Below are 22,634 nucleotides of genomic sequence, written 5' to 3'. Positions count from 1 at the left end.
GTGAATACATGACGGCAGCCGAAAACTTATCAGAACAGCTTTATCCAGCGCCTATCAAGACCGTAGAGGAAGGCAGCCCGGCGGCCCGCGCTGGGGTCAGGCCCGGCGACGTGCTGCTGCGCGTGAACGGCGAGACGATCACCGACGTGCTGGACTACCGCCACAAGCTTGAACGTGGGGTGGTGACGCTGGAAATCGCTCGCCCGCAGCAGGCTCCGCTGGTCATGACCGGCGTGCCGACCACCGCGCAGGATCACCACCGCCTGATGCTGCCTGCCGCGCCCAGCCTCGACGATACCTTCACTTTCACAGTAGAGTGGGAAGACCCCGGCCTGGACTTTGAAGAAGTGCTGTTCGACGGCATCAAGAAATGCGCCAACAAGTGCGATTTTTGTTACGTACACCAGATGCCGCGCGGCTTTCGCAAGAGCCTGTACATCATGGACGACGATTACCGCCTGTCCTTTCTGTACGGCTCCTTTGTAACGCTGACCAACCTGACCGAAGGCGACATCAACCGGATTCTGAACGAGAACCTTTCGCCGCTGTACGTGTCGGTGCACACCGCCAACCAGGACCTGCGCCAGGACATGATGAAGTGGTGGAAACTGAAGGTCAAAGACCCCCAGGCCGTGCAGATTCGTGAGATGATCGAACGGCTGGAATCCATCGACCTGTACACCCAGATCGTGCTGGTGCCGGGCCGCAACGACCGCGAGAACCTCGACGAGACGGTGGAATACCTGTCTAGCCGCCCCAACGTGATCTCGGCGGCGGTGGTGCCCATCGGCCTGACTGCCCACCGCACCAACCTGCCCGACGTGAGAACTTTTAATAGAGAAGAAGCGCAGGACACCCTAAAACGCCTGAACATCTGGCGCAAAAAGTTCCTGGCCGAGCGCGGCACCCGCTTTATCTTTCCGTCCGACGAGATTTACCTGCTGGCGGGTGAGCCGCTGCCCAGCGAGGAAGAGTACGAGGGCTTTCCTATGCTGGAAAACGGCGTGGGTATGATCCGCGACTTCTTGACCGAGGGCTTGCCGGAACTGCCCGCCGCGCTGCCCCAGCCGCTGAAGGTGATTCTGGGCACAGGTCTGCTGTTTGCCGAGTCGCTAGACCGCGCTGTAGAGCCGCTGCGCGCTATTGACGGTCTGGACATCGAGGTGCGGGCTGTAGAAAACAAGACCTTCGGGCGCGTGACTACTGTGGCCGGGCTGCTGACCGGGCGCTGCTTCCGGCACGCGGTCAAGCCCGGTGAGGCCGACCTGCTGATCGTGCCGCCGACCACCCTGCGCTACGGCACCGAGCTGATGCTGGACGACGTGAGCCTAAGTGAACTGCGCCAGGAATTCAAGATGGACGTGCGGTCAGGCGGCGCGACGCTGGGTGAACTGGCCCGCGTGATTTTGCAGGGTGCCCAGAGCAGTGGCCCGCAATTCGGCATGAGTGCGCACGCTGTCAAGGACAAGCCAGCCGACGAGATCGTAGCCGAGGCGAGTATGCACGGGCGCGGTCAGGCTTAGAGGAGTTCTCCGAATGACGGGCACGTCGGAACAACACCGCCGCCCCCTTCATTCTACGTCCTGCTCTTTTTCTTTCACTTGTTCCACTCGGCAAAAAGAGGGTCAAAAGAGTACCATCTTTTTGCACAATGCTCTGAGCAATGGTTCGGACAGTTGCATAACCTGGAATAGAAGAAGTCCGAAAAAATCTGTCTGACACGAAATTAAAAAGGTTCCCGACCTCTTTAATCCTCTCCGTTTTACCCTCGTCCCTTGCGGGTCATTTGGCAGACAGCAGCACAGCCCCGATCATCGCTATGACCACGCCGACCCATTGCATGGGCTTGAGGCGTTCGCGCAGCACGACAACCGCCAGCAGGGTCGTGAACGCCGGGTACAGACTGGACAGCAGCGCCCCGATTGCCAGCCCGCCGCCCTGAACCGCGAGCAGGTAAAGCAGGTTGCCCGCCATGTCGAACGGTGCGGAGCCGAAGACCAGCGCCGGAGCCTGGGGCCGCAGCCCGACCATTTTGGCCGCAATAGGCAAGATGACCAGCGCACTGGCGAGGCGGGCCACCGCCAGCGTCCATAAGATGCCCTGCGCGGAGTGTGCCTGACCCAGCAGCGTAAAGAAGAAGCCGAAGCCGATGCCTGCCAGAATGCCAATGGTCACGCCGTTGCCGCCCCGTTCGCCGGGGTGCAGGCTAAGCATGGCGGTGCCGATCAGGACGGCCAGTGCTCCGAGCCAGCCGTTTAGACCCAGCGTCTCGCCGCCAATGATGCCGATAGCTACAGGCACCGCTGCCGAAAGTGCCCCCGCACTAACCGACACCGCACCCATCGGCCCCAGCGCTAGCGCCCGGTAAAAGGCCAGAATAGCCCCCAGACCGACCAGACCGCCCGCCACACCCCACCACAGGTCGCTGGCCGGGGGCAGCGGCTGGTGCAACAAAAAGGCCAGCAGACCCAGAGCCAATGCGCTCAGCGGATGGGTCAGTGCCGCGACCCGCAGCGGCGAATCGCGGCGGCTGGCCATGCCCGACAGAAAGTCCCCGACACCGTATATCAGTGAGGACAGTAGGCCGTAGGCGGCAGGATTCATAGGTGGCCTCGCAGTGTCACAGGGAGACAGTGTACCGGAGCAGAGTCCCTGGTCTCTCCAGTGCTACCGGCCCGCTCTGATCGCCGCTCCTCCCTTTGGTGGACGCGCCTGAACGCGCCAGCCCCTAACCTGCGCCCGTGCCGCCTTTTCCTTTTCTGCTGCTGACGTTCGCAGTGGCCGGGGCGCTGGGGTCGGGCCTGCTGTACCGCGTGGCAGTAGGTGCGGGGCAGGGGGCGGCGCAAAAAGCCTCGGCCCGCCCAGGTCTGCCCGCATGAGCGGCTTTCTGCTGTTTCTGAGCGTGCCATTGCTGCTGCTTTTGCCGTTCAGTTTCGGCGCGGGCTGGCTGGGGCGCGTCATTCCGCAGGGGTGGGCGTGGCGGCTGTTTTGGGGGCTAGCGGCGCTCTTTATGCCAGGGGTGTCGCTGTGGGGCTACCTTCACGAAGCGGGGCTGGCGGCTGCGCGGATGCCGCAGACCGTTCACGTCATGCAGCTTTTTCAGGCGCAGACAGCAGCGCTCGTGCTGCTCACCGCCGGGCTGACCTTCTGGGCAGTGCTGCGTCGGCCCTGGCTGTCGCCTTTGCCGCTGCCAATGATGTTTTCCGTGTTCTACCAGCTGGTATTAGGCCCGGTCTACGCTCACGGCCCGTATCTGGACGAGCAACTTTACGCCCAGCTGGACGGCGCGACCAACCGGGGGCTGTTCATGTCCTGCGTGCTGGGAGCGGCATTTTTGCTGGGCCTGGCCGCCGGAGACGCCGCCGCCGCCCGGTGCGCAACCCGTAAGATGACCGCATGACCCTGCATCTTCCCCGCCGCTCACCTGTGCCCCCCCAGGCATGCGGCTCCGACCCCGAGCTGCTGCGACGCGTCTCGCGCCACCTGTCCCCGGAACAGGCGCGGCATGTGGCGATCTTGACCGCTGACGGAATCACCGCCAACAGCGCTGCTCTGGCCGGGGCGCTGGTCTTTCACCGCTTTCACCCGTTGACGGCTCAGGCCACCACGGGTGACGGCGGCGGCCTCGGGGGGCTGATTTCGGGTGTGCTGGGCGGCGCTCCTGCAACGGCTCAGGGTGTGCAAGTCAGTTGCAAGGACGAGCGCAGCGGGCCATACCGCCGGGTGTTCAGCAACCCGGGCTACGCCTACCAGTCCAGCCAGGTGTACCTCCCCAGCGCCGACGCGGGCGAGGTCCATGAGGCCAAAGAAGCCGGGCACGGTGACACGGCCTTTATCTATATGGGCGGCTGGGGCGGCAAGGGCGGCGCGGTGGACGCCGGAGTTCAGCACGGGCGCTATGTCAATGGCCCGCACGACGACTGGGCACCCTTCTTTCTGGTGCAGCAGCCGAGCGGCCCCAGCGCGGTGACCGTCTCTGACCAGCGGCAGGCCGGGGGCGACCCCTGGCGGCTGGCGGCGGGCCAGAATGCCACCCTGACCTTCTGGGTGTCCACCGACGCCGATTTAACCCTCCTGAACCTGTTCATTCGCGGAGTCACCAACCTTGACCGTACCGAGACCACCCTGACCCTCAGCGCCCCGGTGGATTCCAGTTTCGGCTGGACTCCGGCGGGCAGTAGAACTGGCGGCGCAACTATCCTGAAGCGTATGACCACCATCGGCCAGACCACCGGCCACCAGAACCTGCAAAGCGGCAGCTTTTTGCGTGGCGTGAACTGGCGCAGCAGCGACATCGGCACCAGTGAGGCCGACGCCCAGCCCTGGAAGGCCGAGCAGACTGGCGGCTATTGCAGTTTTCCGGCCCCCCAGTCGCCTGAGGGCGTGCGCGGCGACGGCCTGGGGCCAAAGTGGAAGATAGAGTTCCGGGACGCTGGCAGCGAAACCGATAGCGTGGATTTGGTGTGAAGGGAGGTGAGCGGACAGTGGTAAGTGATAAGTGGAAAAAACGCAGTTGGTTGGCCCAGATAGCGCTGCTGGCCGGGGCCGCTGCAACCTGGGCTGCTGGGGCCCCGGCGCAGGCCGCGCAGCCTCAGCCGGTGCGGGTGCGTTTTGAACATCTGGCCTGGGTAGGGGCAAAAACGGTCATGCCACAACTGGCGTCCGGTCAGGTGCTGGTGCCTCCCGCCGAGGCGTGCGACCTGCTTGGCCTGGACTGCGCTGTGGGAAAAGATTCGGTGTCTGTTGGGGGGCAAACGCTGCGCCTGATTCCGGCGCTAGTCACCGAGCCGAACATAACTCAGACCTTCAAGCTGACTTCTTTGGCCCCACTGATCAAGCTGTCAGGCCAGAACCTTAACTGGGACGCGAAAACCAGAACTGCCACCGTGTCGGGCGGCAGCGGCAGCAAGGGCTGGCGGTATGCGCTGGACTATCTGGGGCGGCCACAGCACGTCTATTCCGGCCCGCTCCAGGCTAGTCGCGCTGCACTGCAACTGGGTAAGCCGACGGTGGCGCAGAGTGTGACGGCGTCTGCGCCGCTGGATCAGTTGACCTACTTCAGCAAAATCACGGGCAGGCTGAATATCGTGGGTGCCCAGATGCCCGGCACGCCCGACAACCCCAACAAGTGGCCCGGCTGCGGCGGCCAACTCACCTGCACCCTACCAGTGCCCCGTGACGCGCTGTGGGTGCTGGCCCTCGTGACCGCGAAGTGATGTTCCAGCTTTAGAGCGCCGTTCCCTACTGCTTTGCGGCCTAGCTCCAGGAGTCTGCTCGAATTGAGCGAACCAGTCCGTATCAGGTTATCCGGGCCTCGCCCCTGCTTATCTGGTAGGCGGTTGAAGGCCATAGGGAAATTCCGGGGAACGGTTTCAAGCGAAGCAATGAGGCTTGGTCGATCAGCTTTCTGGACAGGGGAAGCGGTCATTCCATCCGTTGCGCGAACTGCCCCTAAACTGGTGGCCGTGCCCGAGATTCTCCTGACGCCCCACACGCTTGAAACCGGACTGCACTGGCTCGACTTGATCGGTATCCTGGCCTTTGCCATGTCGGGCGCCCTGCTCGGAGTCCGCAAAAAATTCGATCTGTTTGGTGTGGTGGTGCTGGGCTGCGTCACGGCGGTGGGCGGGGGCGCTATTCGTGACACCTTGACCGGCCAGACACCGCCACTGTTCTTGCGCGACGAAAGTTACCTCTGGATGGCGATCGTGGGTTCGCTGCTGGGCTTCAGCCTGGGAGAGCGGCTGGCGCGTTTCGAGCGCACCATGAGCTTTTTCGACACCTTAGGTCTGGCCCTGTTTGCGGCGTCCGGTGCAGTAGGAGCGATTAATTTTGGGCTGGGGCCGCTGGGGGTCGTGTTCGCCGGAATGCTCAGCGGTGTGGGCGGCGGCATCGTGCGCGACCTGATTGCCAATGAAGTGCCGGAGATCATGTACCGCAGCGATCAGCTTTATGCCACCGCTGCGGCTGCCGGGGCCGCTGCCGTCTGGTTGCTGTACCCCAGGATGTCTCATTTTGACGCCCAGCTGTGCGGCGCACTGGTGGTCGTGGCCCTGCGCTGGATTTCGCGGCGGGGCTGGGTGCGCCTGCCAGTCCGGCGCATTCCGTAAAGCCGCCCGGCCATCAGCGTCCCGTTTGGTGCGTTACAAGACGAAGAAAGCGTCAGCATTTAGCCAAACCCGTATCTTTTCCCACTCGCCTGCGCCCGGCTTGAATCTAGAGCAGTTCTCCGAATGATGAGGACGTCGGAAAAACACCGCCGCCCCCTTCATTCTACGTCCTGCTCTTTCTTTTTCACTCGTTCCACTCGGCAAAAAGATGGTCAAATGAGCGCCATCTTTTTGCAAACTGCTCTAAAACGACCCCCGGTTCAATCGGCAGTTCGTATTATGCGGTGCCCGACCGGTTTTGCCAGGCACCCGCCGCCAGGCTAAGGCCCAGCATGAACCACGCGATAGGCGCAAAACGGATAATTTCCGGCCACGTGCATAAAAACAGGGCGTAACTGATCAGTCCGGCAGACAGGCCAGAGGCTGCCGTTCGTCCGGACCAGACGCCCCAGCCGAGCAGGGTGACAAACAGGAGGGCGGCGGGAAGGCCGTAAGTTAGGGCGTAGTCGAGATACTCATTGTGAACCTTGTCGACATTATTGATCATGACCCGTTCCTTCTTGCCCCCCGGATAGGTCACCAGGAAAATTGGAGCAGACAGGGCATTTTGCCGGACTGCCCTGTAGTCAGCCACGTTCAGAGTGCCGTTTTCACGGAGAAGGTCCAGTGGCGGACGCACACTCATGACTCGGTGCAGCGCGGGCGTGCCCCAGCCGAAGACCGGTTTCTGTTTGATGCCGTACACTGCCGAGTTCCAGAGCACGGTTCGCCCACTGTTGTCGGTCAATTCCTGCCCGCCGGAGCCGTCCAGGGAAAGCTGCCGTGCGTTGTCATAGAGCGGCGTCACTAGTGCAAAAGCCAGAAGACCGGCCAGAACCGGAAGCCAGACCTGACGACTGGGACGTTCAAAATAAGCCAGCCAGACCAGCCCGAGCGCTCCTGCCAGCCAGGCCCCACGGGTAAACGCTCCGAGCCAGCCCCAGGCCACCAGCATGACCGCCAGCTGGCCTGCTCGCTGATATCTGGCAGGAACATACGACATGGCCCAGAGACTGCCGGGCAACAACAGGGCCAGAGCGCCGCCCATGTACCCCCGATTTCCAAGCGTACCGCCAAAAGGGTTCGCGGCTACCCCAGAGAGGGCATACTCGTTGGCGATTCCGGCCAGGTGCAACTGCTGCGCGATATTCGTGAGGGCCAGCAGGCCGCCGCCGATCAGTAGCGCCGCTGAGAATTTCGGTCGCCATTCGGGGTCGGCAGTTCCCAGCCGCCAGCCACAGAGGGCCAGCAGGACATACACGGCGTGCATCAGAACGCCGTCGGCCCGGTCAGCCTGCCCCCACCACCCCGGCCAGCCTGCCCCTGTCACCAGAACCGATACGGCGAGCCAGAGTAAAAAGACGCCCACCAGTGCCAATAAAGACCGGGGAAGCTGCCAGGGAACGCGGAAATGGCCCAGCAGGAGGAGGCCGCACGGCAGCACAATACCGTAGATAAGCCACAGACGCGGCAAAAGATACGTTTGGTCGAAACTGCTGAATACACCTGGGTTAATCAGGAGGGGAACGGCGAAAAGCGTCCCCAGGAGCAACGGAACAGCCAATGAAAAACGACCCGGCACCTGACCGGATCGCGTTTGGGTAGACTCAGCTGCCCTGAATAAACTGGCCGTTTTCATACTTGAATAGTTTACCAGTAATACTGGTCACAGAGATATTGTAATCTGAACGGTTGGCATTGGGCGTAATAAGGGTGCTGCTGACCGAAGAGGGCAGGGTCTGGGCTGCGTCGGTGAGCAGAGGATCGTCGCACCGGGCCGCGTTCACAATGTACCCTTGCTGGTCACGTTTTATCTCCATAGCTGTAATGCAGTGACGCAAAAAGGCATATGCAGCGCTGTCGTTGGCCTTGGCGCGGGCACTGAGCAGACTGGGAATCAGGACGGCGGCCAGAATACCGATGATGGCGATCACGATCAGCAGTTCGATCAGGGTGAAACCTTGGGTAGCATTGGTTTTCATCTTGGCTCTATGCTTGAAAAACCCCCACCCCGGGTGGGAGTGAGGGTTCAAGTTAGCTGAGGTTAATCAGCTTAGCTCTGGGTCATGGTGCTGCCGTCGAAGGTGAAGACCTTGCCGCTCACACCAGTAACGGTGACCATAAAGCCGCCGCCAGTGGTCGCAGCGTAGGTACCAGCAGTAGGCACCGAAGCGGTGGGCTTGAGGGCGTTGGTGCCCAGGGCAGCGCCTTCACAGCTGCCGTTGGCGGGCAGGGCCTGGGTGGTGCTGTTACGGCTCAGTTCCACGGCGGTGAAGCAGTTGCGGGTGTAGGCCATCGCGGCGCTGTCGTTGGCCTTGGCGCGGGCGCTCAGCAGGTTAGGGATCAGAACGGCGGCCAGAATACCGATGATGGCGATTACGATGAGCAGTTCGATCAGGGTGAAGCCTTGGGTGCTGTTGGTCATGTGAGTTCTCCTGGTTCGGCGCGGCGGATAATGTTATGTATGGTTCCGCGTTGCCTACTTATTGCATTTAGCGGTGTCCGGATGTCTTCCGTTCCTGCTTGACCACAGATTACGCAGCGTGTTCTAACAGGACTCTTACGGTACGGAGAAAGGGCTGAGACCTGTTTTGGGGGTAGTCCTCGGTGCATCCTGGTAAGCCTGATAACCCGGAAGGTCGTCCAGAACGCCACTTTCTGGATGGGGGGGTAGGGTCTGTCATACTTTGTAAGAGTTGCAGTAAGAACGCCCGGGGGTCACTGCGGCCAAAGTGATATGCTGCCCCTCAGTTCAGCCGCGCCTCCGGGTACGGCGAATGGAAGCCCCGCCTTCCACCCCTAAATTCACTTTGTCGGTCCTTTTCGGGCGCAACCTGCACACTCAGGTTGGGTCGTCAGGGGAGGCCGGAAGAGAGGCCCCTGTTGGAACTTACGCCGCGCGTCGCGCCCCACAGCCAGGAAGCTGAAATTAGCGTTCTGGGCAGTATTTTGCTCGACAACGATACCCTGACCCAGCTGGGGGATACTGTCATTCCCGAAATGTTCTACCGCGAGGGACACCGCAAGATTTTTGCGGCCATGCGTACTTTGCAAGAGCGCGGCGAACCGGTCGATCTAGTGACCCTCAGCGAAGACCTGCGCGGTAAGGGACAGCTTGACGAGATCGGCGGCCTGACCTACCTGATCGGGCTGTCCGAGCAGGTGCCCACCGCCGCCTACGCCGAGCATTACGCCCGCATTGTGCAGGAAAAACACACGCTGAGACAGCTGATTAGCGCCAGCGGCAAGGTCATGCAGCTGGGCTACGACGCCAACTTGCCCCTCGAAGACCTGCTGGACCGCGCCGAGAAGCTGATCTTCGAGGTGGCCGAGCAAAAGAAGAGTCAGGGTTTTGCCGAGATGAGCGAGGTCGTGCAGGACACTTTCGAGTACATCACCCTGCTGCACGCCAACAAAGGCATTCCCGACGGCGTGAGCAGCGGCTTTAAGGACCTCGACGAGCAAATTTCGGGCCTCCAGAAGGGCAGTCTGAATGTGCTGGCCGCGCGTCCGAGCATGGGAAAAACCGCCTTCGCGCTTTCTATCGCCCAGAACGTTGCTCTGCGCGGCGAAAAAGCGGTTGCGGTTTTCAGTCTGGAAATGCCCAGCGTGCAACTGGCCCTGCGAATGCTGTGCAGCGAGGCCCGCGTGGACATGAACCGCATTCGCAGCGGGCAACTCAATGAGCGCGATTTCGAGCGCTTGGCGCACGCGGCGGGGCGGTTGGCCGAGGCCCCAATGATTATCGACGACGAGCCAGACCTGACCCTTAACGGCCTGCGCAGCAAGCTCCGGCGCATGTCGGCGCAGCATGGGCAGCTGGGACTGGTGGTGATTGATTACCTGCAACTGATGTCGGGCGGCAAGAGCAACGGCGGCAGCGACAACCGTCAGCAGGAAATCAGCACCATTTCGCGCGGCCTCAAGGGGCTGGCGCGTGAGCTCGAAGTGCCGATCATGGTGCTTTCGCAGCTGTCGCGTGCCGTAGAGCAGCGTCCCAATCACAGGCCGATGCTTAGTGACCTGCGTGAATCGGGCGCAATCGAGCAAGACGCCGACATCGTGATGTTCATTTACCGTGACGAGTACTACAACAAAGAAACCGACCAGCAGGGCATCGCCGAAATTATCATCGGCAAGCAGCGCAACGGCCCGGTCGGCACCGTTAAGTTGCAATTTCATAGCGCACACGTTCGCTTCAACGATCTTGCGCCGGAGGGTGTGTAATGGCAGAAGATCGGCCCAAACCAGAAAAGAACAAGGCAGCCCAGCCAGGAACCCCGGCAGGCGGCGCGGCCCAGAACAACAATCAGCGCAGGCGTCGGCGTCGGCGCACGGCCCCCGCTCCGGCGACGCTGCGGCCCGGACAGGTGACCAACACCACCGCTGTGCCTGTTCCGGCGGCTCCCAGCAAGCGTGGGCACAAGCAGCCGCTGGCCGCTCCCCGCATCGGAGTGGGGTGCATCATCTTGCGCGGCGACGAGATTTTGCTGGTGCGCGAGCGTGGGCGCTGGTCGCTGCCCAAAGGTGGCCTGGAGACAGGGGAACTTGTGCAAGACGGCGCACGCCGCGAAACTTTCGAGGAAACTGGACTGGTCGTCGAACTGCGCGACCTCGCCTTTATCGTCGAATTTCAGGCGCAGACCTGGGGGCATCACCTCCAGTTTTTCTACACGGCCCGTGAGGTCAGCGGCGAGCTGCAACCACGCGACCCCGACCGCGACGTGCAGGAGGCCCGCTTTATTCCGATCCGGCAACTGCGCGAGTTCATCCGCTTCCGGCCCCGGTTGGTAGCGCTCGAAACGTGGTTACGTGAGCGCCGTCCCCGCCATTTCGTGTTCAACCTCGACAAGGAACCCGCCATGCTGCGTAAGCGGCGGCGTGTGGGCGAGGGCGGCGTGGTGACGGTGGTGCCAGAGCACGACTTCGACGGCGAACCGGATTTATGATTCGCGCCGCTTTCCGGGCCAGCTCAGCCCTTATCTTTAAGCCATGACCTATGCACTCGGCACGCCGCAGAGCCTAGCCGGAAAGGTGATCGCCGTGACTGCCGCCGATCAGGGCTATGGCCGGATCGTCAGCACGGCCCTGGCCCGCGCCGGAGCGAGTCTGGTGCTTATCGGCAACAATTCCGAAACCCTGGCTTCTGCGGCCAGCACCATCGAACTGCTGGGCGGCGAGGCTATTCCGCTGAAAGCCGATGTGACCGTGCCGCTTGATTTTGTTAGTGCCCAGAGCCGCATCACCCAGATTTTCGGGGCTTTGCACGGCGTGGTGCATGTGGCCGACAAACGCGCCAGCGTGTCTTTTACGTCCATGAGTGAGGGCGAGTGGATGGAGCTGTTCAACGGAAATGTCAAAAGCAGCGTCGGCATCGCGCAGATCATCGCCCGGCGCCTGCCCGGTACCTGGCTGACCATTATCGGGCCGCATCTGGAAGACCGCAGCCTTCAGGTCTACCCCCAGCGCGGGGCTTTACGCGGATTGGTCGAAAAGGCCCAGCAGGAAGACATGCGCGTGAATATGGTGCTGCCCGAACGCGCCAGCACGGGCGAAGAAGCCCTCGACGCGCCCGTGGCCGAAGCGGTGCTGGCCCTGGCCGTGACCCGGCTGCGCGGCAACGTGCTGGAAATTCCATTGGAAGCTGCCCCTAAACTGCGACTGCCCGACGTGCCGTACCTATGAACTATCGTGCCGTACCTATGAGCTATGAGCCGTAAGTTGCCCCTTTCACCGCCCCCCGCCTCCTGCGCCCTGCCCACCGTATGAAGTGTCCCTATTGCTCGGCCCCCGACAGCAAAGTGGTCAACTCGCGCCCCAGCGACGATGGGGCCAGTATCCGCCGCCGCCGCGAGTGCCTGAGCTGTGCGCGGCGCTTTACCACCTATGAACGCGCCCAGCTAGAACCGCTGATGGTGGTCAAACGCAGCGGGCTGCGCGAAGCCTTTAACCCCGACAAACTGCTGCGCGGCCTAAGTCTTGCCACCGAGAAGCGCCCCGTGGACGAGGCCCGGCTCCGAGCCTTTGCCTACAGCTTTGAAGACGACGTGCAAGCCGCCGAGATTCCGGCGAGCGAGATCGGTAGGCGGGCCATGACCTTTCTGCGCCCGCTGGACGACGTGGCCTACATCCGTTTTGCCAGCGTGTACCGCGATTTCGACAGTCTGGAGCGCTTTATCGAGGAAATTCGCGGCTTGAAGGATCAGGGCGAAGTACCAGCCGAACCTGACACCGACAAAGGCGATTCAGGCCCTGGGCGCTAGGTGGCGGGCAGAGTCTAGGTTACCTAGAGCAGTTCTCCGAAGTATGGGCACGTTGGAAAAACACCGCCGCCCCCTTCATTCTCCGTCCTGCTCTTTTTATTTCACTCGTTGCACTCGGCAAAAAATGGTCAAAAGAGCACCCTCTTTTTGCACGATGCTCTAGGTGTTAAACAGATTTTGGTTGCACCGGGCGCGGCGCAATCGGCCCCTGGTTTTTGGGGTAGCGGCCCTGCACGCCCCCCAGCAGTGCAGCGATACTGGCAAAATCGGCCTCGATATCACCGGTGGGCTGCACGTATCCGGTAATCCCGATGCGTTTGCGGCCCCAGTCGAGTGCCATGACGCCAATTGGTACGCCCGCTTCCTGCGCCATGCAGTAAAACCCCGTTTTCCAGTAGGGCGTGTAGGCACGGCTGCCTTCCGGGGCGACGGCCAGCGCGATTTCGGGCTGCATATGAATCAGTTCGACCACGGCGCCTACGAAGTTGGCTTTGGCCTTGCTGCGGTCTAGCGAGATGCCGCCGACCGCCCGCATGAAGCTGCCCTGCGGCCCGCTGAACAGCTGGTGCTTACCGACCCAGCGCATAGGCGTGCGCGTGGCCCAGATCCAGAACAGCGCGACCCAGAAGTCGGCGTTGGCAGTGTGTGGCCCGGCGGCGACCACGAACTTGAGGCCGGGCGGCGGCTCCAGCACGGGCGTCCAGCCCGCCAGCCTCAAGCAGACCAGGGCAGCGCGGGAGCCAGGTGTATGCGGCAGGTTTTTCCAGGTGGGGAACACGTCCCGCAGTATGAGGGCCATAGCCTTGCAAAAGCCTTGCGCGTGGACGGGGTACAACTGTTTGGCCCAAGACGGCGCCGCCTGCACCGCCAGAGCGCCAAAGCCGCATCTTTTCGTGCTCGCCTGCGCTCGGACTAAATCCCTTCGCGCCCGATTCAATCCGCAGCCTTATTAAACCTTTGAAAGTACACACAACCTAACGCTCGTTAGGTATACTGAGATCAGTCCAAAGTTCTATCCGATCTAGGAGGTTGTCTTATGACCCAGACTCAACCCAATTTGCCCAAGCACATCTCCGCAGGCGAAACGCCCGAGCAGCACGCCGCTTTTGAGGCCCGTATCGCCGCCGGAGAAAAGATAGAACCCGGCGACTGGATGCCCGCCGAGTACCGCCGCCAGCTAATCCGCATGATTTCACAGCACGCGCACAGCGAAGTCGTGGGTATGCTGCCAGAAGGCGAGTGGATTTCCAAGGCCCCGACCCTCAAGCGCAAAACCATCCTGATGGCAAAGGTGCAAGACGAGGCCGGGCACGGGCAGTATCTCTACCACGCCGCCGAAACGCTGGGCATCACCCGCGAGGAAATGATCGAGGCGCTGCTGACCCGCAAAGCCAAATACAGCTCTATTTTCAATTATCCCACCACGACTTGGGCCGACGTGGGCATGGTCGGCTGGCTGGTAGACGGCGCGGCGATTAAAAACCAGACTATGCTGGCCGGGTGCAGCTACGGCCCTTACAGCCGGGCGATGGTTCGCATTTGCAGCGAGGAAACCTTTCACCACAAGCAGGGCAAGGAAATGATTGTGCTGTACGCCCAGGGCACACCCGAGCAAAAGCAGATGGCGCAGGACGCCCTGAACCGCTGGTGGTGGCCCGCCGTGCAGATGCTGGGGCCGCACGATTCCGACAGCCCCAATACCGGGGAACTGAGCCGCTGGGGCATCAAGCTCAAGACCAACGACGAGGTGCGCCAGGAATTCATCAACGAGCATGTGCCCGAGCTGATGGAGGCTGGCCTAACTGTCCCCGACCCCGATATGCACCAAGACGAGGCAGGCAACTGGATTCACGGCCCGATTGATTGGACAGAGTTCTGGGCCGTCATTAAGGGTGAGCGGGGCCTGGGCAAGCAGCGAATTGCCACCCGCCAAGCCGCGCAGGACGAGGGCGCGTGGGTGCGCGACGCCCTGGAAGCGTATATGGCGCGGCCAAAGGGTGAGGCGGCGGACTAAGCACTCCTTCTTCGTTTACCCCCTCCTTCTTTGCTTTGCAAGGCCCTCCCCGGCCAAGGGCTGACTAAGGCACACGCTTTACACTGCTGGACTCCATAGGACATAAAGCTTCTCGCTCTTTCGGTGAGATGTCTTACATCTTCTGGGCAAAAACGAGAAAGGCACGTAGCTGAAACCATTGGGTGATATGAGCGAGAAGTGTGTGCGAGTTGGCCCGCAAAGGGAAAGGGCCATAAGGGCATTATCTGTACCCAAATGCTTTAAAAGGGGGGCTAAAACCTGCCCCCAAGCCTCCCTTTTAAGGGGAGATGCCCCGCAGGGGCGCAGGGGTAACCCATGCGTAAGCTCAAGCCGCTGGAGAAAAAGACATGACCCAACCCCAACCTGACCATCCAGACACCCAACACCACGACACTCAACGCCACGATACCCAACCCCATGATACCCAGTGGCCCCGCTGGGAAGTCTTCAAGCAGGACAGCGAGAAACGCCCCTATCAGGCCATCGGCTCTGTGCATGCGGGCGACCCCGACCACGCCCTGGTCACTGCCCGCAACGTGTTTGTGCGCCGCCCGGCAGCGGTGAGCCTGTGGGCCGTGCGTGAGGCCGACATCCTGATGGCCACGCCCCAGGAACTGGTGGGTACGCCGGACGTTCTGGCGGTGAGTGGCACAGCGGGCCTGTACCACGTGGGCATCAAGAAGTCGCACAAGCGCAGCATGACCTTTGTGGATCTGGTCGGCGCAGTCCAGGCGACTGGCCCCGGCGACGCGCTGAGGCAGGCGCACGAGCAGTACCCGGACGCACTGGCATGGCTGGTCTTTCCTGACGCGGCCAAAGTCGCCACCGACCCCGACCCCGGCACGGTGGAAAGCTGGTTTGCACCCGCCACCGAAAAAACCTACAAGCAGCAGCAGTACTACGGCACCATCGGGCGGCACGTGGGCGAACTCAAGCGTTCGGGCCAGATGCCGGGCCGCGTGAACGAACACCCGCATGTGGGCGAACAGCCCGCCGTCAAGCACAATGAGGAGCCTGTCAAATGACTGCCCCCACCCCAACCGTGACCGAACTGAACGCCGCTCGGACGGCGGCCCTGATCCGCAAACTGACCGCTCTGGCCGACGACGAGATTATTCTGGCCCACCGTGACGGCGAATGGACTGGCCACGCGCCGATTCTGGAAGAGGACATCGCGCTGGCGAACATCGCCCAGGACGAGCTGGGGCACGCGGGAATGTACCTGGAACTGCGCCGCGCACTCGACGGCAGCGACCCTGACCGCCTAGCCATGTTCCGGAGCGCCACCGAGTACACCAACACCCGGTTTGTCGAGTTGCCGAGGGGCGACTGGGCCTACACCATGCTGCGGCAATTCATGTACGACGCTTACGAGGCGCTGTGGCTCGAAGCCGCGCAGCACAGCACCTATGCGCCGCTGGCCGAAGTTGCCGCCAAAGCGGTGCGCGAGGAAAAATTCCACGTGCAGCACACCGCCCTGTGGGTAGAGCGCCTGGCGCTGGGAACCCCGGAAAGCACGCGGCGCACCCAGACCGCCCTGGCCGACCTGTGGCCGCACGCCGCACAACTGTTCCAGCCGGTCGAGGGCGAAGACGAGCTGGTAAAGGCCGGGATCATTCCCGACATTGCTGGGGTCAGGTCCCGTTGGGAAGCGGTGATGGTCAAGCACTTGCAGGACAAATGCGGCCTGCGGATGTCACGCGACTCTTTCCCCGGCCCGGCCCGCGAGAACCACACCGAGCACCTCGCGCCGCTGCTGGCCGAGATGCAGCAGGTGGCGCGGCAGCACCCCAACGCGGAGGTCTGGTAAGTGGCAAGTGGTGCGTGGTGAGTGGCGAAACTTGGCCGGGGCTAAAGCTCTGGCAGGCTTTTCCACCACCTCCTGCACGCTCTCCACTGACCAGCAAGCTATGACACAGCTCCAAACGGAACAGGTCTGGCAGGCCCTTCAGGATGTCCCCGACCCTGAAATCCCCGTCGTGTCTATTGTGGACATGGGCATGGTGCGCGGCGTGGAGGTGGACGGGGCCAAAGTCAGCGTGACCTTTACGCCCACCTTCAGCGGTTGCCCGGCGCTGCACGTCATCCGCCAGAGCATTGAGGACGCGGTGCGCGGGCTGGGCGTGGCCGACGTGGAAGTGGTTAGTACCCTCACGCCCCCGTGGACGACCGACGCCATTTTGCCCGACGCCCGCGAACGCCTGCGCCAGTACGGGATTGCGCCGCCCGCCCCCGCTGGTGAGGGGCTGATTACGCTGGAGTCAGAGCCGACCCGTTGCCCCCGCTGCGGCAGCTTTGACGTGACCCTGACCGCCTCTTTCGGCTCTACGCTGTGCAAGCGGCTGTATGTGTGCGGCAGTTGCAAAGAGCCGTTTGAGGAGTTTAAGAGCGTTTGAGAGGCAAAGGGAGAATGAAGGGCAACCAGAGCAAACATTCAGAAGCGCCACAATCTTTGCAGCAAGTGCAAACAGGTTGGGACATATTCGCAAAAGCGCCCAAAGTTGAGGATTTTGCAGCCCCAGAACGTGCAAAAGCTGGTGAAATTTCACCACGAAAAACAGCCGACTTTGCTCAACCCTTGGGAGAGTGAAACGTGAAGCCCCCAACCCCGCCCCAGCCTGAGCCGAAGCGAGGAGAACTATGCTGAGATATTTTCTTCTACTGCTTTTGTTTCTGAGCAATGTTTCTCTTGGACAAGCAAAACCCGTTCTAAATAGATTGGATATTTCCCTGAATGGTCAGCCTAGAGTTACTGAATATAGATTTTGGACCCATCACCCGTATGTCAAACTCAAAGACACCCACATATTAGATTGGATGCCTTACCTTGACGCAGTTCACAATTTGGCTGATATTTCCGCCTGCATTCGTTTAGAGCCGAACAGTGACAGGGTAACGGCAGTCTGGCATTCCAGGGACATCAGAGGCGTAGCTTTAGGGAGCGAACTTCCTAAACTTGCCGTGCCAACGCGAGTAGCTGCGGGCGAGTTGTGGATTCCCGTAGACAGCGTGGCTGAGGCGATGGGTTATAGGGCGAAGTTTAACGCGCAAAAACAATTTTTGGAGTTAGTCAGTTCGGCAGAGCCTTATGAAGCTGCTTTTCCCAATTACTGCCAATACGTTTTACAGAGAAAGGAATAACAAAGGAGCCAACCACATGACCACTAATCCCCAAATCCTCCGCCCCGCCTCCTACGTTTACGGGCAGTGGCACGCCAACCCCGAAGGCCAGACCCTACTAGACGCTGTGTATGGCCGCCCCGTCGCCGTCATTTCCTCCGAGGGCGTGGACTTTGCCCAGGCGCTGGCCTACGGGCGCGAAAAGGGCGCGGCGATTCGCCAACTGACCTTCCACACGCGGGCGCGGATGCTGAAAGCTTTGGCGACCTACCTGATGGAGCGCAAAGAGGACTACTACGCCCTCAACGCGCTGACCGGGGCCACGAGGCGCGACGGCTGGGTGGACATTGAAGGCGGCATCGGCACGCTGTTTGCGTACAGCAGCATGGCGCGGCGCGAACTGCCCGACGAACGCTTTTTGCCCGACGGCAAGGTGGAAACACTGGGCAAGGGCGGCACCTTCGTGGCCCGTCACCTGCTGGTGCCGCGTGAAGGCGTGGCGGTGCAAATCAACGCCTACAACTTTCCCATCTGGGGGATGCTGGAAAAATTTGCGCCTGCCTTTATCGCGGGGATGCCCAGCCTGGTCAAACCCGCGCCGCAAACCGTGTACCTGGCCGAGCGGATGGTGCGCGACATCGTGGCCTCGGGCATCCTGCCGGAAGGGGCGCTGCAACTGGTCACGGGCGAGCCGGGCGACCTGCTCGACCACCTGGAAGAACAGGACATGCTGGCCTTTACGGGATCGGCGGCGACGGCCAACAAGCTGCGTGTTCACCCCAACATCGTGGCCCGTGCCGTGCCGTTCAGTGTCGAGGCCGACAGCCTGAACGCCTCCGTGCTGGGCCTGAGCGTTAAGCCTGAAGACCCCGAATTTGCCCTATTCGTGAAGGAAGTGGCCCGCGAGATGACGGACAAGGCGGGCCAGAAATGCACCGCCATCCGCCGCCCGCTGGTGCCGCGTGGCATGGTAGACGCCGTGGTGGACGCGCTGAAAAAGGAGCTGGCGAAGGTGACGGTGGGCGACCCCGCCCGCGACGACGTGCGAATGGGCGCACTGGTCAGCGTGGAGCAGCGCCAGCGCGTGCGCGAGACATTGGAAAGGCTGGGGCAGGAAGCCGAAATTGTCATTGGTGGCGGCAATGTTGATGGTCTTCGGGAACTCTTGGGCGGTGACCGCGAGAAGGGCGCGTTCCTTGACCCCACGCTGCTGCTGTGCCGCGACCCGCTGAGTGCCAGGGGGCCGCACGAACTCGAAGCCTTCGGGCCAGTAGCGACCCTGATGCCCTACGACTCGCTGGACGACGCCATCAAACTGGCGAAAATGGGGCGCGGAAGCTTGGCCGCCTCCGTCATCACCCATGACCGAACCGAGGCCACCGAACTGGTGCTGGGCATCGCCAGCACGCACGGGCGGGTGCTGGTGCTCAACCGCGACAACGCGAAGGAAAGCACGGGCCACGGCTCACCGCTGCCGCAGCTTTTGCACGGCGGCCCTGGTCGGGCGGGCGGCGGCGCGGAACTGGCGGGCATAGCGGGTGTGGGGCACCACATGAACAAGGTGGCAGTGCAGGCCGACCCGACCACCCTCGCCGCCATTACCCGTGAGCATGTCCCTGGCGCGGCGGTGCAAGAAGACGTGGTTCACCCGTTCCGCAAGACCTTCGATCAGATTCAGGTCGGGGATAGCCTGCTGACCCACCGCCGCACCGTCACTGAAGCCGACATCGTGAACTTTGCCGCGCTCACGGGCGACCACTTTTATGCCCACGTAGACGAAATTGGCGCGAAGGAAGGGATTTTTGGCAAGCGGGTGGCGCACGGCTATTTCCTGATTTCCGCCGCCGCTGGGCAGTTTGTTTCGCCTGCGCCTGGGCCTGTGCTGGCGAATTACGGCCTGGAAAACCTGCGGTTCGTAGAGCCGGTGGGTATTGGCGACACCATCCGCACGCGCCTGACCTGCAAGCGCAAAATCCGCAAAGACCTGCGCGTGGGCGAAACGCGCCCGACGGGTGTGGTGGAGTGGCACGCCGAGATTCGCAATCAGGACGAGGTTTTGGTGGCGACCTACGACATCCTGACGCTGGTGGAGCGGGCCAGGGACGAGTTTGACGGGCCTGCGCAAACAGAAGGCGAGAGCGCGGAGGCCTGAGCCTGTAGGCGGTTGAGCGGGGGCGGTTGGGCGTCTGCGCCCCCTTTTTGCCTTTATGACCGAGAAAATCTATCGCCTGTCTTTGGAATGTCGGGCGTCGCCCTGCTGACGCATCCGGATGTCCAGTTTGTTCAGCCGGAATACATTGCCCAGGAAAGCGCCTATGAGTTGCACAAGTGGGTACAGATTTTGCGTGAACGGCATGCGTCTGTGCCTGCGGAGTTGGAAATTCTCATCAGGAGCAGCTTTGACACCCTGCAAGGCGTTATTCAAATTTTTCCCGCTCCCACTTACGCGCCTGATGAAGCCGTGGCCCGTCGCCGCGCCGCGTGCTTCAAGACCCCCAAGATTGGAGGCTGGCGGCGGCGCTGTCTCTGGAAGGAGCAGGCATTCTGACCAACGCCACATGAGCCGAACTGGAAGCATGACCGCTCCCGCCGTCACGTTCCCGTTATCCTTCCGACACGCTGGCCGCGCAACTGGTGATGGCGCGGGTCACGGGCAATTTCAGGCGTGGGCATGTGAAAGGGCGCTGAGCGGTTTCCGGCGGTGATGTGGCTCGGGAACCCTCTTTGTGTCTTTTCGGGGCAGTGGACAAACTCTGGCCTGGCACGCCGTAAGAGTGTTGGCGTTAATCTAGGTTGGGCAAGGGTTCACACGCAGGGCTAGTGCGTGGTCCTAGACTGTCAGGCACGGAGGATTTTATACATGACTAAAAACGATGTGATGGGTGGTATGGATCAGACCCGGATGGCGACCGGCGCTGCGGGTGGCGCACTTGTTCTGATGGGCCTCAAGAAGCGCGGCGTGCTTGGGCTGCTGCTGACTGGTGCGGGCGGCTACCTGGCTTACAAGGCCGTGACTGGCAACGACCCCGTGATGGCTGCGGCTGGCCTGGGTGGGGGAAGCGTGGCCTCCAAGCCTATTTTCGTGGAGCACAGCGTGGTCATTGACCGCCCGGCGCAGGCCGTATACGACTACTGGCGTAAGCTTGAAAACCTGCCCCACATTATGAGCCACCTCGAAAGCGTCACGGCCCTCGATGACAAGCGCAGCCGCTGGGTTGCCAAGGCCCCGCTGGGCACCCACGTCGAGTGGGAAGCCGAGATCGTCAACGACAAGCCCGGCGAGCGCATCGGCTGGCATAGCCTTCCTGGCGCCACCGTGGACAATGCGGGCAGCGTGCAGTTCGAGAGCCTCGACGGAGGCAAGTGCCGCGTGCATGTGGCCCTTAGCTACCGTCCGCCCGCTGGCCCCCTCGGTGCGGCAGTCGCCAAACTATTCGGTGAGGAACCTAGCCAGCAGATCGCCGAGGACCTTCAGAAGTTCAAGTCGGCCTTCGAAAGCGCTCATCCTGTTGGGTAAGGCATACCAGAGTCTCTAAACAGTTCAAAAGAAGAAGGTGGCCTGTAGGGGGGCCACCTTTTTCTTCTTTAGTTTCTTCTTGAGGGACTTACCAGCTCAGGTCGTAATCGGTAATCCGGCTGGGCTGCGTGACTGCCGTGCCGATCACATAATTCCACCCTGCTCTGAGGCCCACGAGCGATGCCAGCCCGCCACCGCTTTTGGCGTAGGCAAGGTACTTGTTGTTGTTGGCTGTGCGTAGTTCGCCCAGGTTGTATTTGCCGTTCCCGTCGGCGTCTATATAAGCGATGACCTGATACAGCCCGTCAGCGGGGCTAAGGGGATAATCCACGCTGAATTTTTTGCCGTCGGGACTACTGATGGCGATCTGGCCCGTAGCCGTATTGACCACGCCGCCGAGGCTGACGCCCACCACAGCCATTTTAAGCGCGCCGCTGGGCTGCTTTCCCGAAATAGTGCCGCTCACGTCGTAATTCTTGGGCGTGCCACCGATCCCACACGCGGCGAGCAGCAGGGGTAGCAAAGCGGTCAAGACTAGTTTGTTCATAGCCTCAATTTGGGCCGCTCTCATGAAAATTTACTGTGCTGGCTCCCTGTACGGTGTGAGTGGTTGTTGCTCTCGTCGCGCTCGGCGACCGTAAGCGAGCGTAAAGTCGCGCCCTGGTGCCAGCCGAATTGTGGTTCACGCAGGCCCAGAGCCTCGGCAATGGCTTGCCCCTGACTCTGTTCGGGTTCGCCTTCGAGCTTGAACAGCAGAAATTTGCGGCCCCCCGGCGCAACCCGGATAAAGAGGTCTTCGCCGATTTCGAGCTGCTGCGTGCGTTCCAGGCGGGCAGCCCGCTCCTGGGCATGTCTGACGGCCTCACGGATAGCGACAGTGACCGTTGGTGGAATCATGGGCGCTCCTGCGGGAGGGGTGTTTTTAGGCCGCTCAGCAGCATTTCGGCAAAGCTGTCGGCCACGTTCCGTGGGCTTAGCAGGCCACCAGGGTGATACCAGGTGTAGGTCCAGTTGACCACCGAGAGAATCAGGTTGGAAGCCATTCGGACGTCCAGGCCCGGGCTAAAGACCCCTTCCCGGATGCCCTGCGTAATCAGTTCGCGGTAAAAATTATCGATGGTGTCGCGCCAGTGGGTCACTTTGCGGTAGGCTTCCGGCGACAGGTGTTTCCACTCGTGGAAAAAGACGGTCGCGCTTTCCAGGTTCTCGGCCACGACCTGAATATGGCGGTACATGGCCTCCCGCAGCTTTTCGTCGGCAGGCAGATCGGCGCTCTGAAGGGCCAACAGCGCCTCGTCGAACTGCCGCGACGCCCCGTTCACAATTTCGATAAGCAGGTCTTCTTTACCGCTGATGTGGGCGTACAGACTCCCGCCCTGCATCCCCAGTTCGCTCGCCAGATCGCGCATGCTGGTGGCGTGGTAGCCACGCTCGGAAAAAAGGCGACTGGCGACATCATGAATCTGTTCGCGGCGGGGTTTGCTGGGGGTATCGGTCATGGTCGGCGGGCACGCGGGGCACCTTGCGGTAGCGTACCACGCGGTTACGGG

Annotated in this window: 27 protein-coding genes; 19 read left to right on the top strand and 8 right to left on the bottom strand. The window is 61.7% G+C overall.

The features are described from left to right. Positions 1 to 8 precede the first annotated feature (8 nt). Positions 9 to 1,523 (top strand): DUF512 domain-containing protein, encoded by a 1,515-nt coding sequence (locus QZ269_RS01715; RefSeq protein ID WP_291423631.1) that lies wholly within the window; start codon positions 9 to 11, stop codon positions 1,521 to 1,523. Between the two features lie 259 nt (positions 1,524 to 1,782). Here the strand turns inward: QZ269_RS01715 and QZ269_RS01710 are convergent, their stop codons facing one another. Continuing rightward, a complete protein-coding gene (locus tag QZ269_RS01710; RefSeq protein WP_291423629.1) occupies positions 1,783 to 2,604 on the bottom strand; it encodes a DMT family transporter in 822 nt (273 codons plus the stop codon). Positions 2,605 to 2,741: 137 nt separating this feature from the next. Between QZ269_RS01710 and QZ269_RS01705 the strand changes: the two genes are divergently transcribed. From QZ269_RS01705 to QZ269_RS01685, 5 genes are all read left to right on the top strand, one after another. Then, the gene (locus QZ269_RS01705) at positions 2,742 to 2,879 is read left to right on the top strand and encodes a hypothetical protein (protein ID WP_291423627.1); all 138 of its coding nucleotides are present in this window, start codon (positions 2,742 to 2,744) and stop codon (positions 2,877 to 2,879) included. Further along, on the top strand, positions 2,876 to 3,400 hold the full coding sequence (locus tag QZ269_RS01700; protein ID WP_291423625.1) for a hypothetical protein: 525 nt from the start codon (positions 2,876 to 2,878) through the stop codon (positions 3,398 to 3,400). Before QZ269_RS01705 ends, QZ269_RS01700 begins: the two co-directional genes overlap by 4 nt. After that, the gene (locus tag QZ269_RS01695; RefSeq protein WP_291423623.1) at positions 3,397 to 4,467 is read left to right on the top strand and encodes a hypothetical protein; all 1,071 of its coding nucleotides are present in this window, start codon (positions 3,397 to 3,399) and stop codon (positions 4,465 to 4,467) included. Before QZ269_RS01700 ends, QZ269_RS01695 begins: the two co-directional genes overlap by 4 nt. 17 nt (positions 4,468 to 4,484) lie before the next feature. Continuing rightward, complete coding sequence (locus tag QZ269_RS01690) at positions 4,485 to 5,216, top strand: hypothetical protein (RefSeq protein WP_291423621.1); 732 nt, start codon at positions 4,485 to 4,487, stop codon at positions 5,214 to 5,216. A gap of 249 nt (positions 5,217 to 5,465) precedes the next feature. Next, on the top strand, positions 5,466 to 6,110 hold the full coding sequence (locus QZ269_RS01685) for a trimeric intracellular cation channel family protein (RefSeq protein ID WP_291423619.1): 645 nt from the start codon (positions 5,466 to 5,468) through the stop codon (positions 6,108 to 6,110). Positions 6,111 to 6,387: 277 nt separating this feature from the next. Here QZ269_RS01685 and QZ269_RS01680 read toward each other — a convergent pair whose 3' ends face one another. The 3 genes from QZ269_RS01680 to QZ269_RS01670 form a co-directional block, all read right to left on the bottom strand. Next, the gene (locus QZ269_RS01680) at positions 6,388 to 7,623 is read right to left on the bottom strand and encodes an O-antigen ligase (protein ID WP_291423617.1); all 1,236 of its coding nucleotides are present in this window, start codon (positions 7,621 to 7,623) and stop codon (positions 6,388 to 6,390) included. Positions 7,624 to 7,756: 133 nt separating this feature from the next. Further along, complete coding sequence (locus QZ269_RS01675; protein ID WP_291423615.1) at positions 7,757 to 8,131, bottom strand: type II secretion system protein; 375 nt, start codon at positions 8,129 to 8,131, stop codon at positions 7,757 to 7,759. Between the two features lie 71 nt (positions 8,132 to 8,202). Further along, on the bottom strand, positions 8,203 to 8,574 hold the full coding sequence (locus QZ269_RS01670; protein WP_291423613.1) for a type IV pilin protein: 372 nt from the start codon (positions 8,572 to 8,574) through the stop codon (positions 8,203 to 8,205). A gap of 458 nt (positions 8,575 to 9,032) precedes the next feature. Between QZ269_RS01670 and dnaB the strand changes: the two genes are divergently transcribed. From dnaB to nrdR, 4 genes are all read left to right on the top strand, one after another. After that, entirely contained in the window at positions 9,033 to 10,376 is a 1,344-nt protein-coding gene (gene dnaB, locus QZ269_RS01665) for a replicative DNA helicase (protein ID WP_291423611.1), read from the top strand. Further along, positions 10,376 to 11,098, top strand: a complete 723-nt coding sequence (locus QZ269_RS01660) for an NUDIX hydrolase (protein WP_291423609.1) — start codon at positions 10,376 to 10,378, stop codon at positions 11,096 to 11,098. The genes dnaB and QZ269_RS01660 overlap by 1 nt, the downstream gene beginning before the upstream one ends. A 43-nt stretch (positions 11,099 to 11,141) precedes the next feature. Continuing rightward, positions 11,142 to 11,834 carry an SDR family NAD(P)-dependent oxidoreductase gene (locus QZ269_RS01655; protein WP_291423606.1) on the top strand — a complete coding sequence of 231 codons (693 nt, stop codon included), beginning with the start codon at positions 11,142 to 11,144 and terminating at the stop codon, positions 11,832 to 11,834. An 80-nt stretch (positions 11,835 to 11,914) separates the two neighbouring features. Further along, positions 11,915 to 12,412, top strand: coding sequence for a transcriptional regulator NrdR (gene nrdR, locus QZ269_RS01650; RefSeq protein WP_291423604.1), 498 nt, complete (start codon positions 11,915 to 11,917; stop codon positions 12,410 to 12,412). A gap of 166 nt (positions 12,413 to 12,578) precedes the next feature. Here the strand turns inward: nrdR and QZ269_RS01645 are convergent, their stop codons facing one another. Beyond that, a complete protein-coding gene (locus QZ269_RS01645; protein ID WP_291423602.1) occupies positions 12,579 to 13,211 on the bottom strand; it encodes a 1-acyl-sn-glycerol-3-phosphate acyltransferase in 633 nt (210 codons plus the stop codon). A gap of 237 nt (positions 13,212 to 13,448) precedes the next feature. Between QZ269_RS01645 and paaA the strand changes: the two genes are divergently transcribed. The 9 genes from paaA to QZ269_RS01600 all read left to right on the top strand — a co-directional run bounded on the left by paaA (position 13,449) and on the right by QZ269_RS01600 (position 21,084). Then, positions 13,449 to 14,426: a 1,2-phenylacetyl-CoA epoxidase subunit PaaA gene (gene paaA, locus QZ269_RS01640; RefSeq protein WP_291423600.1), complete on the top strand. Its 978-nt coding sequence runs from the start codon at positions 13,449 to 13,451 to the stop codon at positions 14,424 to 14,426. Positions 14,427 to 14,794: 368 nt separating this feature from the next. Continuing rightward, positions 14,795 to 15,472: a phenylacetic acid degradation protein gene (locus QZ269_RS01635; RefSeq protein ID WP_291423598.1), complete on the top strand. Its 678-nt coding sequence runs from the start codon at positions 14,795 to 14,797 to the stop codon at positions 15,470 to 15,472. Then, complete coding sequence (paaC, locus tag QZ269_RS01630; RefSeq protein WP_291423596.1) at positions 15,469 to 16,257, top strand: 1,2-phenylacetyl-CoA epoxidase subunit PaaC; 789 nt, start codon at positions 15,469 to 15,471, stop codon at positions 16,255 to 16,257. The genes QZ269_RS01635 and paaC overlap by 4 nt, the downstream gene beginning before the upstream one ends. Before the next feature lie 100 nt (positions 16,258 to 16,357). Then, positions 16,358 to 16,843: a 1,2-phenylacetyl-CoA epoxidase subunit PaaD gene (gene paaD / locus QZ269_RS01625; protein WP_291423594.1), complete on the top strand. Its 486-nt coding sequence runs from the start codon at positions 16,358 to 16,360 to the stop codon at positions 16,841 to 16,843. Positions 16,844 to 16,857: 14 nt separating this feature from the next. Next, entirely contained in the window at positions 16,858 to 17,037 is a 180-nt protein-coding gene (locus tag QZ269_RS01620; RefSeq protein ID WP_291423592.1) for a hypothetical protein, read from the top strand. 227 nt (positions 17,038 to 17,264) lie between these two features. Continuing rightward, positions 17,265 to 17,588: a hypothetical protein gene (locus tag QZ269_RS01615; RefSeq protein WP_291423589.1), complete on the top strand. Its 324-nt coding sequence runs from the start codon at positions 17,265 to 17,267 to the stop codon at positions 17,586 to 17,588. Between the two features lie 16 nt (positions 17,589 to 17,604). Continuing rightward, entirely contained in the window at positions 17,605 to 19,719 is a 2,115-nt protein-coding gene (gene paaZ / locus QZ269_RS01610) for a phenylacetic acid degradation bifunctional protein PaaZ (protein ID WP_291423587.1), read from the top strand. Between the two features lie 87 nt (positions 19,720 to 19,806). Beyond that, positions 19,807 to 20,115 (top strand): hypothetical protein, encoded by a 309-nt coding sequence (locus tag QZ269_RS01605; RefSeq protein ID WP_291423585.1) that lies wholly within the window; start codon positions 19,807 to 19,809, stop codon positions 20,113 to 20,115. 312 nt (positions 20,116 to 20,427) lie between these two features. Then, positions 20,428 to 21,084 carry an SRPBCC family protein gene (locus tag QZ269_RS01600; RefSeq protein ID WP_291423584.1) on the top strand — a complete coding sequence of 219 codons (657 nt, stop codon included), beginning with the start codon at positions 20,428 to 20,430 and terminating at the stop codon, positions 21,082 to 21,084. Positions 21,085 to 21,172: 88 nt separating this feature from the next. Here the strand turns inward: QZ269_RS01600 and QZ269_RS01595 are convergent, their stop codons facing one another. Genes QZ269_RS01595 through QZ269_RS01585 form a run of 3 tightly spaced genes read right to left on the bottom strand, consistent with a single transcriptional unit; the run spans position 21,173 to position 22,583 of the window. Further along, the gene (locus tag QZ269_RS01595; protein WP_291423582.1) at positions 21,173 to 21,631 is read right to left on the bottom strand and encodes a hypothetical protein; all 459 of its coding nucleotides are present in this window, start codon (positions 21,629 to 21,631) and stop codon (positions 21,173 to 21,175) included. Between the two features lie 20 nt (positions 21,632 to 21,651). Then, positions 21,652 to 21,981, bottom strand: coding sequence for a hypothetical protein (locus QZ269_RS01590; protein ID WP_291423580.1), 330 nt, complete (start codon positions 21,979 to 21,981; stop codon positions 21,652 to 21,654). After that, the gene (locus tag QZ269_RS01585; protein ID WP_291423578.1) at positions 21,978 to 22,583 is read right to left on the bottom strand and encodes a TetR/AcrR family transcriptional regulator; all 606 of its coding nucleotides are present in this window, start codon (positions 22,581 to 22,583) and stop codon (positions 21,978 to 21,980) included. Before QZ269_RS01585 ends, QZ269_RS01590 begins: the two co-directional genes overlap by 4 nt. Between the last annotated feature and the right edge of the window lie 51 nt (positions 22,584 to 22,634).

Origin of the sequence: Deinococcus sp., assembly GCF_018260405.1 — a bacterium.
Classification (GTDB): Bacteria; Deinococcota; Deinococci; order Deinococcales; family Deinococcaceae; genus Deinococcus.
Note: the sequence above shows the minus strand (reverse complement) of the source record. Positions and strands in the feature narration are given on the sequence as shown.

Bases quoted from the DNA above. Each gene is read 5' to 3' on its own strand.
- QZ269_RS01715 (WP_291423631.1), top strand. From the start codon at position 9: ATGACGGCAGCCGAAAACTTATCAGAACAGCTTTATCCAGCGCCTATC.
- QZ269_RS01710 (WP_291423629.1), bottom strand. From the start codon at position 2,604: ATGAATCCTGCCGCCTACGGCCTACTGTCCTCACTGATATACGGTGTC.
- QZ269_RS01700 (WP_291423625.1), top strand. From the start codon at position 2,876: ATGAGCGGCTTTCTGCTGTTTCTGAGCGTGCCATTGCTGCTGCTTTTG.
- QZ269_RS01695 (WP_291423623.1), top strand. From the start codon at position 3,397: ATGACCCTGCATCTTCCCCGCCGCTCACCTGTGCCCCCCCAGGCATGC.
- QZ269_RS01675 (WP_291423615.1), bottom strand. From the start codon at position 8,131: ATGAAAACCAATGCTACCCAAGGTTTCACCCTGATCGAACTGCTGATC.
- QZ269_RS01670 (WP_291423613.1), bottom strand. From the start codon at position 8,574: ATGACCAACAGCACCCAAGGCTTCACCCTGATCGAACTGCTCATCGTA.
- QZ269_RS01660 (WP_291423609.1), top strand. From the start codon at position 10,376: ATGGCAGAAGATCGGCCCAAACCAGAAAAGAACAAGGCAGCCCAGCCA.
- QZ269_RS01655 (WP_291423606.1), top strand. From the start codon at position 11,142: ATGACCTATGCACTCGGCACGCCGCAGAGCCTAGCCGGAAAGGTGATC.
- nrdR (WP_291423604.1), top strand. From the start codon at position 11,915: ATGAAGTGTCCCTATTGCTCGGCCCCCGACAGCAAAGTGGTCAACTCG.
- QZ269_RS01645 (WP_291423602.1), bottom strand. From the start codon at position 13,211: ATGGCCCTCATACTGCGGGACGTGTTCCCCACCTGGAAAAACCTGCCG.
- paaA (WP_291423600.1), top strand. From the start codon at position 13,449: ATGACCCAGACTCAACCCAATTTGCCCAAGCACATCTCCGCAGGCGAA.
- QZ269_RS01635 (WP_291423598.1), top strand. From the start codon at position 14,795: ATGACCCAACCCCAACCTGACCATCCAGACACCCAACACCACGACACT.
- paaC (WP_291423596.1), top strand. From the start codon at position 15,469: ATGACTGCCCCCACCCCAACCGTGACCGAACTGAACGCCGCTCGGACG.
- paaD (WP_291423594.1), top strand. From the start codon at position 16,358: ATGACACAGCTCCAAACGGAACAGGTCTGGCAGGCCCTTCAGGATGTC.
- QZ269_RS01620 (WP_291423592.1), top strand. From the start codon at position 16,858: ATGAAGGGCAACCAGAGCAAACATTCAGAAGCGCCACAATCTTTGCAG.
- QZ269_RS01615 (WP_291423589.1), top strand. From the start codon at position 17,265: ATGCCTTACCTTGACGCAGTTCACAATTTGGCTGATATTTCCGCCTGC.
- paaZ (WP_291423587.1), top strand. From the start codon at position 17,605: ATGACCACTAATCCCCAAATCCTCCGCCCCGCCTCCTACGTTTACGGG.
- QZ269_RS01605 (WP_291423585.1), top strand. From the start codon at position 19,807: ATGTCGGGCGTCGCCCTGCTGACGCATCCGGATGTCCAGTTTGTTCAG.
- QZ269_RS01600 (WP_291423584.1), top strand. From the start codon at position 20,428: ATGACTAAAAACGATGTGATGGGTGGTATGGATCAGACCCGGATGGCG.
- QZ269_RS01595 (WP_291423582.1), bottom strand. From the start codon at position 21,631: ATGAACAAACTAGTCTTGACCGCTTTGCTACCCCTGCTGCTCGCCGCG.
- QZ269_RS01590 (WP_291423580.1), bottom strand. From the start codon at position 21,981: ATGATTCCACCAACGGTCACTGTCGCTATCCGTGAGGCCGTCAGACAT.
- QZ269_RS01585 (WP_291423578.1), bottom strand. From the start codon at position 22,583: ATGACCGATACCCCCAGCAAACCCCGCCGCGAACAGATTCATGATGTC.